The organism is Sulfurospirillum sp. HTRB-L1, assembly GCF_059415125.1.
Genome location: NZ_JCAHZR010000004.1, coordinates 49,681 through 61,456 on the forward strand (window position 1 = coordinate 49,681; position 11,776 = coordinate 61,456).

General features: G+C 45.3%; 8 protein-coding genes. 5 read left to right on the top strand and 3 right to left on the bottom strand.

The window, feature by feature from the left end; genetic code table 11:
* Positions 1–37: 37 nt before the first annotated feature.
* The 5 genes from AC5SLM_RS08000 (at position 38) to AC5SLM_RS08020 (ending at position 9,683) form a co-directional block, all read left to right on the top strand.
* The gene (locus AC5SLM_RS08000) at positions 38–1,270 is read left to right on the top strand and encodes a dicarboxylate/amino acid:cation symporter (protein WP_495250422.1); all 1,233 of its coding nucleotides are present in this window, start codon (positions 38–40) and stop codon (positions 1,268–1,270) included.
* A 170-nt stretch (positions 1,271–1,440) separates the two neighbouring features.
* Complete coding sequence (locus tag AC5SLM_RS08005) at positions 1,441–3,006, top strand: hypothetical protein (RefSeq protein WP_495250423.1); 1,566 nt, start codon at positions 1,441–1,443, stop codon at positions 3,004–3,006.
* A 10-nt stretch (positions 3,007–3,016) separates the two neighbouring features.
* Positions 3,017–4,357 carry a hypothetical protein gene (locus AC5SLM_RS08010; RefSeq protein WP_495250424.1) on the top strand — a complete coding sequence of 447 codons (1,341 nt, stop codon included), beginning with the start codon at positions 3,017–3,019 and terminating at the stop codon, positions 4,355–4,357.
* Positions 4,358–4,419: 62 nt separating this feature from the next.
* Entirely contained in the window at positions 4,420–8,064 is a 3,645-nt protein-coding gene (locus AC5SLM_RS08015; RefSeq protein ID WP_495250425.1) for a hypothetical protein, read from the top strand.
* 155 nt (positions 8,065–8,219) lie between these two features.
* Positions 8,220–9,683 carry a DEAD/DEAH box helicase gene (locus AC5SLM_RS08020; RefSeq protein ID WP_495250426.1) on the top strand — a complete coding sequence of 488 codons (1,464 nt, stop codon included), beginning with the start codon at positions 8,220–8,222 and terminating at the stop codon, positions 9,681–9,683.
* Positions 9,684–9,766: 83 nt separating this feature from the next.
* Here the strand turns inward: AC5SLM_RS08020 and AC5SLM_RS08025 are convergent, their stop codons facing one another.
* From AC5SLM_RS08025 to nspC, 3 genes are all read right to left on the bottom strand, one after another.
* A complete protein-coding gene (locus AC5SLM_RS08025; protein WP_495250427.1) occupies positions 9,767–10,177 on the bottom strand; it encodes a type II toxin-antitoxin system VapC family toxin in 411 nt (136 codons plus the stop codon).
* A complete protein-coding gene (locus AC5SLM_RS08030) occupies positions 10,170–10,421 on the bottom strand; it encodes a type II toxin-antitoxin system Phd/YefM family antitoxin (RefSeq protein ID WP_495250428.1) in 252 nt (83 codons plus the stop codon). The genes AC5SLM_RS08025 and AC5SLM_RS08030 overlap by 8 nt, the downstream gene beginning before the upstream one ends.
* A gap of 163 nt (positions 10,422–10,584) precedes the next feature.
* A complete protein-coding gene (gene nspC / locus AC5SLM_RS08035; RefSeq protein WP_495250429.1) occupies positions 10,585–11,736 on the bottom strand; it encodes a carboxynorspermidine decarboxylase in 1,152 nt (383 codons plus the stop codon).
* Positions 11,737–11,776: the final 40 nt, after the last annotated feature.

The following is an 11,776-nucleotide window of genomic DNA, read 5'->3' on the forward strand; positions in this document are numbered from 1 at the left end:
TCTTTTTAACTATCACTTTCACAACAAAGGACACATTTTGACCACACCACGAAAAGGCCTCATGCATAACATCGGCGTTCAGATTGTTATCGCTATGGTCATTGGCACAGCCGTTGGCGCCTTCATGGGACAAAGTGCGGCGATGTTCGCACCCCTTGGCACCATCTTTATTCACCTCATTAAGATGCTTGTCATCCCCCTAGTAGCCATCTCCATCATCGCTGGAGCCGCAGGGCTTGGAGATAGCCCCTCAGCGGGAAAAATTGGCGTAACCACCTTTGGATTTTTCCTTGGCACCTCCGCATTAGCCGTAGGGCTTGCGCTGTTTATGGGCGAGGTTTTTGGCCCAGGACGCGGGCTGGATCTAAGCAGTGTTGAGGGGATGTTTTCCACCAAATACGCCGACCAAGGGGCGCTTCCTGGGTTTTTTGACACCCTTACGGGCATGATTCCCACCAACGTGTTTCAATCCCTCACCGATGCGAACATCTTGCAAATTCTTGTCTTTTGTCTCTTTTTTGGCATCGCCATTTCCAAACTGGAAAAAAGCAAAAGTGCGGCGGTACTTTCCCCACTAAATGCCACCATTGATGCGTTTATTTGGATGATTCATGTAGTCATGCGCATCGCGCCTCTGGGGGTTTTTGGCCTCATGGCAGACGCGGTAGGCACCTTTGGCTTTTCCATGCTCACCTTGGTCATGAAACTCTTTCTCGTCTATGTGGCGGCCATCCTCCTCTACGGGTTTGTGTTCTACCCTTTGTTGGTGAAATTTTTCTCCAACACCCCCGTGTTAACCTTCATGAGTGCCATGAAAAAACCCCAAGCCGTGGCCCTTTCCACCGCTTCGTCCATGGCAACCTTACCTGTTACTATTGAGACATGTGAAAAAGAACTCGGTGTTGCCAAATCCACCGCCGCCTTTGTCTTACCTTTGGGTGCGACCATTAATATGAGTGGTAACGCCATTTACTACGGCCTTGTGGCTATCTTTTTTGCCCAAGTCTTTGGGATGGAGCTTGGGATGGGCGAATACATCGCCATCATCCTCACCGCCACCATCGGTGCCATCGGCCAAGCGGGCGTGCCTGGGCCTACATTTTTAGTCGTTGCGGTACTCATCGCCGCGGGAATTCCCATCGAGGGCTTGCCCTTGTTGTTTGCACTGGATCGCATCTTTGACATGATTCGTACCGCCCTAAACATCACAGGCGATGCCGCGTGCGCGGTTATTGTCGATAAATACAACCCCGAATCCACCAAGGCGTAAGCTTCTTTTGTGTCTTACATGTAAAAAAGCTTACATGTAAGACACACTTTTTTTTCTTAAAGTAACTCCTAGAGTTTATTTACAATTTATTTATAAACTGTTTACTTTTTTAATACTTTATTAAGTATGTCGGATATATGATGGCCTTTATCATACTATAAAGGCATATTATGCGTGTTATAAGTCCTTTAATCCCACCCCTCGTGCTCTTAAGCCTTTCTTCCCTTGGTGCCTCCGAAACTGTTTATCGTTTTACAAACGATTTCTACATTCAACACAATGAAATCACGGGCAATAGTCCCTCAAGTTCTATGCTCACCAAGGGATTTGTGTACCAAAATCTTTTTACCCTCTACACTAAAGGTCAGTTTGAAGAGATAGACTATACGTTAAACGCGGGCCTCAAGCTCACCGATGACAAACGCAAAGATGCCAAAACGGCCTCTTTAATTACCCTTGCAGGGCACTTGCAAAAGGGGGCGCACCAGTTGCATTTGGGGGATTTTTTTAAGTCCTATTCCAAATACTCCCTTAACACCTCCCTAAAAGGTGGTGCCTACACGTACACCACAGAACAAAAAGACACCCTTGAATTGGTTTATGGTATAGCCTACCCAAGGTGGGACAACTTTTGGGACAACGAAGTGGATTCCACAAAGCGCGAAGTCTTTGGAGCACGTTTTAACAAAAACCTCAGCGACACCCTCAGCGTTGGCGTTGACGCAGTGGCTACGGACGATTCAAACTCCGTTGTGACAGGCGTTCCCTTATACAAAACAAAACTCTACACCATCAACTCCACCTATCGCCCCATCCCTGGGCTAAAGCTTTACGGGGAGTACTCTTACTCAGACAATGAAACACAAACAACCACCACCACAAAACGCAACGGCACGGCATTTTTTCTCCAAGCCATCGGCAATAAAAATCCTAGCCGCGTACAGTTAGAATACGAGCGCATTTCACCTGATTTTAAAACCGTCACGGGCTCAGCCACCCCTGACCGCGAAAAATTCAAGGCCACATGGCGCTACATGATGACAGACACCATCACCATGAACACAGGGTTTTTATGGTTTCGTGACAACCTTGATGGAGACAAGGCAAACACCACGCACACTTACCGCCCCAATCTTGGCTTCACCTTTAAACAACTCTTTGACAGACGCTATGCGGTAGTGGACGTAAACTATAAGTACAATTACATCGACAAAAAAACTTCTGTGACCAAAGACTCTACTTATGACCTTAATTACCGTGACCGCTTTGGCATGGTTTACTCGGACATGCAACTTTCCTATTCCGACTACAACACCAACAATGCTGGACGCGACCAACAAGAATGGCGTTTTAACTCTACCTTCAACACCCGCCATTCCTATAAAGACCTCGTCCTTAAGCCCTCCATCATCCTTGGCACGTGGGACATGAACGATGAACTAAGCAACGGCGACAATACCTACACCCAAGCTGCCCTAGGGTTTGGTGTTGACATTCCCAAGCACAAGATTGCCACCAACCTTCGCGTCGGTAAAAACCATTCAAAAAGAGATGCGGGAGATAACCTAGACAAGGTTTTTGGCAGTTTTGATGCCCACTGGAATATGGGCGACAGGGGACAATTTAAGCGCATTATGGTCTACCTAAGGGCGCACATTAATGACCTAAGTTATACTACCTCCTCAAGCGATTACCAAGAGCGCAGTGTGACCCTTGGTCTTCGTATGACGTTTTAAAGGATAAGCCATGCAAAAAAAACTCATACTAGTGCTCTTAGGCCTCTTGTTTGCAAGTTCCCTTCACGCCAAATGGTGGATTTTTGGGGGTGGCGAAGAAGAGGTAGGATTTGACTACTTGTACGCCAACTCCCTCTCTTTTGACGATGCGGGGCAAGAAGCCATCTTGATGCGCGATAGTTTAGATAACGGCTATGTACATGTAAGAGGAAAAGCGCGCACAGGCAAAAATCCTGTGGGTGACGTCTCAGTCTCTCTTGATGGGGGAAAAACATGGAATAAGGCCCGTTTTGAAAAAGACGGCGGCTTTAACTTTTCCTTTGAGCCTGACCTTACCCAAACCTACCACATCATCGCCAAAGTCATCGACACCACAGGCAAAGCCAACACCCTAGAAGACGCCCAAATCCGCCTAAGTTTTAGTGACCTTGATGCGTATGGGATGATTCAAGAAACCCTCACACAACTTAAAACCTTCTACGAGCAAGAAAACGATACGGGCTTTATGCAGTACGTGGACAGAAACTTTGAGGGCGATGAGATGACCCTTGAACGGGCCTTGCGCAAGGATTTCTCAGCACTTGATAACATTCAAATCGACTTTTCCATCAGCAGTGTGGCGTTCTCAAACAACCGCTACTACGCCTCCATCCTCTTCAACCGTAGCGTTTTAGCCACCACTGATGGCACCCTCTACCAAGACAAGGGCGTTACAGAGTTTTCCTTTAGTGTGGGCGAAAAAGGAGCGATGTTGCTTTCTATGAAACACCCGCTCATCTTTGGTCTTTCTTACGCGGCAGACGTGGCAAGTGGCACGACGGCCAACGTGCAAAACAGCGAGAATTTTTTAGTAGTCAACGACAGCGGAGGAGTTTCCCAAACCTCTTTAGCAAATCTTGAAGCAGGTGGTGGGGATGATTATATGACGAGTGGAACGTTTGTATTGCAAAAATGTACCATTCCAATTTGCCCGCTTCCCGTAGGTTTCAATTTTACTGAAGATGATGCAGTATATGACTCTTCTCTTTCAGAAATTCATATTGAAGGGAATATTATTTGGGGACGTTTTCTTTCTGGAGTCGCTCTTCAGGATTTTGGCTTAGGAGCATCTTTTTCTGGCATCACTGTACCAGAAGGTGGTTACGATAGTGGCACCGCGCCTAGTGCTGAAGACCCAGGGCGTGTTTTTGGAGTAAAACTTATGAACAACACCTATGCCCTGGTGCGGATCCAATCAAGCATACAAATAAACCCCCTTGCTGATCCAGATGTTGATGATGCTGCCGTTAACGTTTGGAGGGTTACTCTTGAATACAAATACAACCCCAACGGTTCGCGTTATTTTCCCTAAACCATAGCTTTACATGTAAGCCTAAAAAGCTTACATGTAAAGCTCACCAATGAGGTAGATTCATGAAAAAGCAAGTTTCTTTTTTTCTTTCTCTATTTCTCATCAGCACATCCCATCCTCTAGCAGCTGGCTCGCTTTTAACCCAATCGCAAGAGTTCTCCAAGGCTGCTACTTACGGTCTCAACCTCGCTACCTATACTGCTGAAAAACAAGACGCTAAAGAAGTAGCTACCAAGCTTTTAACCTTTGATATTATCTGGGAACTTTTAGGCAAAGGTGAGGAGTTTTTTCTCAACGGCGACCCCAATGCTTTTCCTAATTTCAAAGACGATTTGCTTAAAATCAAAGTCGTTATCGAGAAAGTTGCTGAAGTCTCTTCAAAACTAGGTTCAGGGGATTATGGTGATGCTGTTATAGGAATACTTGATGGGGTTGCAGGGGCTGTCAATCATCCTGTTATCAACGCCGTATGGGAAGCTTCAAAGCTAGTCATCGAATCTGAAAAGCAATTTCGAAGCACCAAAGCTGCCCTGCAAATCGAAACCCTCTATGGCGTCGTCAATCACGACCGAAGGCTTATAGGCTCAAGTTCGGGCAACGCGCCTGCTACGGTCCCCATGGATGGCGACACTATTACCTATTTTTTCAATAAATACCTCATCACCGATGCGGGCACGCGAGAACTGGTCAAAACCTACGTTCAAACCAAGCTAGGCGAAACCTTTCCTGAAATCTCGGTCTCCCTATGGGACCATTTGAGTGGCTCAGCGCAAGCCATCCAAGAAGAACATGAGTTGCGTCAATTGCAAGAGTTTGAAAATGTTTCAAGGCGTTGGATTAAAGAATTGCTTCAAGATTTAAACAAACAGGTTGAAAAAGAGTGGGCACAAACACGCCTTCGACAAGAGAATGAAAAATTTAAAGTGTTTAGCGAAAAGTTTGGAAAAGCCTTTGCGAATGTGGATGAAGTGATTGCCTACTACACAAAACTCAAAACTCTTGAAAAACAAAAAGTGCTCTTCCCTGCAAAGCTAGCAGAGCTAAAGAAAATAAAGTCAGAGGCCGAAGCAGAAGCACAAAATAGCGATTTTGCCCTAAAACAAAAAGCAAGAGCAACACTCTTCTACCTCTCTCAAGAGTCTAATCTGTTTGCGGTCAATGCCATGATCATCAGCGAATACGATTTGGAAAAAGAGTTTACTGCACTTCAAATCCAAGCCCTTGAATTAGTCAGAAAACTTGATAAAGAACTCATAGATAATCAAGAAACGATTGTAGAAAACATGCTTCAAGCCGACAAAGACTCTTCCCCAACACACCAACAATACCAAAATTCTCTCTTGGAACTACGCAAACCCTCTTTAGAGATTGCCCAAGGCATCGCTTTAGAGTATAAAGAAGCCCCTTTTACTGATGTCAAAGGGGCACTACAGTCTAACAACCTAGAAGAAGCCCTGCTCCTTAAAACAAAATGGTCAGATTCTATTGATGCCTTGCTTAAAGAGATGGGTGTGCTTTTTAAGCAAGGCTTAGAGGCAACAGAGTTGTCCAAACCATCGGTTCATGACACCCCTCACATAAGATGGCTTAAAAGTGAAAACAAAAAAGTAGGCGAAGAAGAAATTAGCTATGCACAAAATGAATTAGACAACGAATGGAAAATATCCAAAGAAAAAACACTCAATGCCTATGGCACCCTAAGAAGCATTACTGAACTGCGTTATTCAAACGACAAAAGCCGCCTTCGAGCCATGATAGACTATACGATTAGCGAAATGAAGCGGGTTGGTATGGCAGTGTACCAAAACAGAAAAATCCTAGAATCCTTCCCCATGGTTTCTGGCACGGGCGAAGACCCTGTTATTATGCACTGGATGCCTCAAATAGAACATACAACCACAGGGGCTATCACGTATCTTCAAGAGCACGCATATTCATCTATTGGCAAGATAAACGACGAGGGCGTGTCGTTGCATTCAGTAGGAGCCATCATTGGTGTCCGAAAGGAACAAATTATTGCTCCTGCTTCCGTTCACGATGCTATTATCGCCGACCTTAGCACCCTCGAAAATGATTTGTATGCTATTGAGACCTTGCAGTCTGAATGGAAAAAATTTCCTGTATTGGATAATGAAACATTACAACTTTTTAATGACTTTGCGATGAAAACAGCGGAAGAGGCCGAAATGTTAAGCAGGTCAATGCCCATCTATAATTTAGAAGAAAGTCATGGTATCGGGCTGTTGCACGGAAATATGGACGGGTATAAAGATACGTTAAGCAAAGTTAACAGTGTCATCTCTCGCATCGCCACTGGCACTATTCGTTCCCAAGCAACATACTACTTACAAGCTGCCCAAAGTGAAATAGAGAACCGTCAAAGAGATTACGAATATTTAGAAAAACTTCAAAAACAGTGGGGGGAGTGGTATGCCACACAGCTTTCACAAGAGGTTTTTTCTTTAGATAAGGAATCTGGAAAAATGGTCATTAATGCAGGCTTGAAAAGTGCCAAAGAGGGCAATTATGCCATCATTTTAGAACCTTATGCACGCTACGCCCAAGAAAAAGAACTTAATGAAAATGAAAAAGTCGAAAAGGCCAAAAAAGAGCTTATGGCACTTCATGTTTATGCGTTTATCAAAAACAGCATGCCCAACACAAAAAACCTTCTTGATAGCTACTTTTCAATCCAAGACTTTAAAGCCGCACCCGAAGAAAACTTTCTTCTCCACGGGGAAGTCGTGGTATGGAAAAGTACTTTAGACAAAAGCGAAAAGCTCATTAATGCTATGGATATTGAAGATGAAAGGACTTATTTAGAGCAATTAAAAGAAATTGCGCTTTTGCTTCCCTATACAATCACCTTTCCCGCCCTCGCGGAAGATAAAAAAAGCACCTACGAAGAGACGTACTATGCCAAATATGGAAAATTTAACAGTAGCTTGACAACATACGCCCTTGAAGAATTTCCCCTTGGGAAAAGATATGTCCAACTTAGGCTTCGCGTACAAGAACTTATGGCACTCAAAGGAAAGCTTATCGAACAAAAACGCTTGGAAGACTCCGTGGTTGAGTCTGCCATGCTTAAAGAAGTCAAAATCCTGCATGCCAAAGTGGAAGAGTTGGCCATTGGTGAAACACAAGCTTATATTACTACTTACAACGCGCTTTATACTGAATACGAACAGCATGTTTCTACCGTAGAAGCCGCAAGAGCAAAAGAGGTATTTCTTCCTGATCAACATCTTATTGTCACTCTTTTAGAGCACATAAGAGGCCGCCTAGTCACCCATGCTGATTCTATCAAAACCCAATCAGAGATAGCCCAACAATCCTTTGTTCACGAGCTTTACCAAACCTTTGCCGAGCGTTATTCTAGTAAAAATCTCTCCTCCTTAATGGCCTTACTCTCAGATGACTGGGTGAGCAGTAGCGACGGGACAACCTTGATGGACTTGGAAGATACCCTAAGCAATAGTTTTTCTATTTTTGATGACATCCAATGCGTCATCGATGGCTTAATCATCCACCCCCAAGGAAACAACCGCTTCTTGGTTTCTTACACCATCACCATTGAGGGTCATATGTATGCTAATGACATTCGCCATCTTGAGAAGTCTTCTGTTGTAGAAGAAGTCGCCATAGAAGAAGGGAAGCCACGCATTGTCAAAACAACAGGCGGGCGGTTTTGGCCAGTACATTAGTTCATTTTAGCGTTACATGTAAGGCTAAACATTAAGCATTCTTGTGGTAAATGTTTTTATCGCGCTTAGTTTTAAATAATTTTGGCTATAATGAACCAAATTTCGACCAATCTAGCCCCAAATTCTGCTATATTGATCTACTAGGAACCCCTTACATGACTACCACATTCGAATCTTTCGCCCTAGACGCAGCTATCTTTAAAGCTGTTCAAGAAGCCGGCTTTAAAGAGCCAAGTCCCATTCAGCAACAAGCCATTCCCCTTATCTTAGAAGGTCATGACATGGTTGCCCAAGCCCAAACAGGTACGGGAAAAACCGCTGCCTTTGCCCTACCAATTCTTAGCAAGATTGACCCCCGTGAAAAAGGCGTCCACGTTCTTGTTATCACCCCTACCCGCGAACTTGCTACCCAAGTCAGTGATGAAATCTACATGCTTGGACGTTTTAAAGGGTTCAAGACCGTTACCGTTTACGGAGGCAGCTCCTACACACGCCAAATGAAGCTTATCGAAGCGGGTGCTAGTGTGGTTGTAGCAACCCCCGGACGGATGCTAGACCTTCTTAAAAACAACCGTCTCAAAGACTTTAACCCTTCCATCGTAGTCTTAGACGAAGCGGATGAGATGCTTGATATGGGCTTTTTGGACGATATTAAAGAGATTTTTACCTACCTTCCAAGCTCACGCCAAACCATGCTCTTTTCTGCCACTATGCCTGAGCCCATCAAGGTCTTGGCCAAAAAAATTCTTAAAGAACCAAAATTTGTCAGCGTGACACCTGCGAACATGACCACCAACGTGGACATCGAACAGTGCTATTACGTCATCGAAGAGTGGGAGCGCGACGATGCAGTGATTCGTTTGCTTGACACCCTCGATCCTGACAAAGCCATCATGTTTTGCCGCACCAAAAAAGAAGTAGACATGCTCGCCACCAAACTTACCGCAGGAGGTTTTGCAGTCAAAGGCTTGCACGGCGACATGGAACAAGCACAACGCGAAGAAGTCATCAAAGCCTTCCGTTTTTCCAACATTGACTTGCTTGTCGCCACCGACGTGGCCGCGCGCGGACTCAACGTGAAAGAAATCAGCCACGTCATCAACGTGCACATTCCTTTCGACCCTGAAAGTTACGTCCACCGCATCGGCCGTACAGGACGTGCGGGACAAAAAGGGATGGCCATCACCTTGTGTACGCCTATGGAATACAACTCCATTCAACGCATCGGCAAAAAAGTCGGCACCAACATCGAACACCGTGTGCTTCCAACGCGGGGCGAACTTCAAAAAAGCCGCTTGAGCAACCTTGCGCGCACCATCGAACAAGCACCGTTAAATGAAAACGCTCCTGCAGTGTTGACGGCCCTTGAAAACGAAACCGACCTTGCCAACATCGCCCTTAAAGCTATTTCGCTTTTATTAGAGCAAGAAAAAGCCAATGGCCCTGAAAAAATCGGACTGGATGAACAAACCTTTGCAAAAGTCATCAAACGCCTTGCAGGACGTCCTGATTCTAAAAACCGTAGTAACTTCCGCAGCCGTCGCCCTTCTAGTGGTGGTGGAAAAAGCCGTCCATCAAGTGGCGGACGCAGTGACTATAAAGGCGGGGGACGTAGCTAACGCTCCCCTTTACCGACGCTAATTGCGGCGTCGGTACTCTTCGTATCCAAACTCCCGCACCACTTCAAACCGCCCGTCTATTTTTAAGAAAAAAATGCAACTGAAACCACCTCAATATCGCCTTTAAAAAAATTCTTGTCGTTGGTGATGATGCGTTCGCATGATGCACTTTTGGCACACGCGTATTGCAAAATATCTTCAAAATCTTCTTTTAACTCATTTTTATTGAGTTTTATGGCGTACTGAATAGTCGAAAAATCAATGGGTATCACGTCAATAAAGCTCAGTATCTTCTCAAGATCACCTAAAAGCACCTCACGCGCCACATGCTTTTGCGCCACATAATACACCGTAGTAAAGATGTCACAACTGGTCATAAGTGTGTCGCCATTTTGGAGCAATGACGCAATAAGCGACCTTGTTTGCTCAACGCAGTTGCGATTCTTATCAATCAAGTCTAAGATGATGTTTGCATCTAAAAAAACCTTACACATGGCTCATGTCAGCCTTTATCTCTTTGGCAGACTTTCCGCCAAGTTCATACGAACCCAATGCATTTAACGCTTCAAGCTTGGCGTTTTTTTTATGGCGCTGATGCATCTTGATAAGTTTCGTGTATTTTTCAAAATCAACAATAACGGCAAAAGGTTTGTCGCGCTTCGTCAGCACGATATCTTCATCTTTCACGCTTGAGAGAAGATGTGCATGCTGTCTAAGTTCAGTCGCTGAAATATTCATTTTACATCCTTTATGTCTAATTGTACAATTGTACTTTTTAGATACTTCCTAAGAGCTTACATGTAAGGAGCTATTTCTTGTATTTCACATAAAAAGTTTAGAGTTTAGTTCGACCCCTAAAACTATCAAGCAGGGGACGTAGCTAATCCCTCTCTCACCGACGCTAATTGCGGCGTCGGTACTCTTCGTATCCAAACTCCCGCACCACTTCAAACACACCATTTTTTCGCAGCACACCTAAATCGGGTAATTTAATGCCATTAAACGTCGTATTTTTCACGATAGTGTAGTGAATCATATCTTCAAAAATGAGTTTTTGCCCTACATGTAAAGGCGCATCAAAACTGTAATCCCCCATGATATCTCCCGCCAAACACGTGTTGCCTCCAAGGCGGTACGTGTGGGCTTTTTCGTTTGCCTCGCTGGCTCCTCGAATCTGCGCGCGGTAGGGCATGGCAAGGGTGTCAGGCATGTGGGCTTCGGCGGAGGTGTCTAAGATGGCGATGTTCATGCCATTGTCCACAATATCAAGCACCGACGCCACCAACGGCCCCGTTTGCCACCCCACCGCTTCGCCGGGCTCAAGGTACACGGGGATGTTGTTATAGCGCGCACGAAAGGCGCGAATGACGCGGATGAGTCCTTCTACATCGTAATCCTCACGGGTGATGTGGTGCCCGCCCCCAAAGTTAATCCAACGCATTTGCGGGATAAACGCGCCAAATTTTTCCTCAAACCCTGCTAGTACCGCTTCTAAGGCGTCCACATTTTGTTCGCAAAGAGCGTGAAAATGCAACCCCTCGATGCCTTCAAGCTGTTCAGGCTGAAACTGGGCGCGGGTGATGCCAAGGCGGCTGTAAAGCCCACAAGGGTTATACAAATCCGCAGGCGAAGCGGAAACTTCGGGGTTAACACGTAGTCCGCACGAAACTTTTCCTTTGGCTAAAGCGCGAAACTTTTCCCACTGGGCAAAGGAGTTAAACACTACATGGTCGCTGATGGAAAGGATTTCGTCCATCTGTGTTTCTTTGAAAGCGGGCGAATACGTGTGGGTTTCTTTGCCCATAAATTCATGGGAAAGGGTAGCTTCGTGAAGCCCACTAGCGGTGCACCCTTGCAGGTATTTTCCGACCATGTCAAACAACGCTGTGAAAGCAAAGCCTTTGAGGGCAAGGAGGATTTTGGCTCCCGTTTGTTCTTGCACGTACGCTAAACGTTTGAGGTTTTCTTCCAGCAAAGCTTCCTCACAAACGTAACAAGGGGTGGGGATTTGGTCCAAGACTCTGGCAATGGCGGAGTGTTTTTGAAGGTGCATTGGGGGCCTTTTTTGGTGGGATTATAACGTATTTTGCTCT

Bases quoted from the DNA above. Each gene is read 5' to 3' on its own strand.
- AC5SLM_RS08005 (WP_495250423.1), top strand. From the start codon at position 1,441: ATGCGTGTTATAAGTCCTTTAATCCCACCCCTCGTGCTCTTAAGCCTT.
- AC5SLM_RS08010 (WP_495250424.1), top strand. From the start codon at position 3,017: ATGCAAAAAAAACTCATACTAGTGCTCTTAGGCCTCTTGTTTGCAAGT.
- AC5SLM_RS08015 (WP_495250425.1), top strand. From the start codon at position 4,420: ATGAAAAAGCAAGTTTCTTTTTTTCTTTCTCTATTTCTCATCAGCACA.
- AC5SLM_RS08020 (WP_495250426.1), top strand. From the start codon at position 8,220: ATGACTACCACATTCGAATCTTTCGCCCTAGACGCAGCTATCTTTAAA.
- AC5SLM_RS08025 (WP_495250427.1), bottom strand. From the start codon at position 10,177: ATGTGTAAGGTTTTTTTAGATGCAAACATCATCTTAGACTTGATTGAT.
- AC5SLM_RS08030 (WP_495250428.1), bottom strand. From the start codon at position 10,421: ATGAATATTTCAGCGACTGAACTTAGACAGCATGCACATCTTCTCTCA.
- nspC (WP_495250429.1), bottom strand. From the start codon at position 11,736: ATGCACCTTCAAAAACACTCCGCCATTGCCAGAGTCTTGGACCAAATC.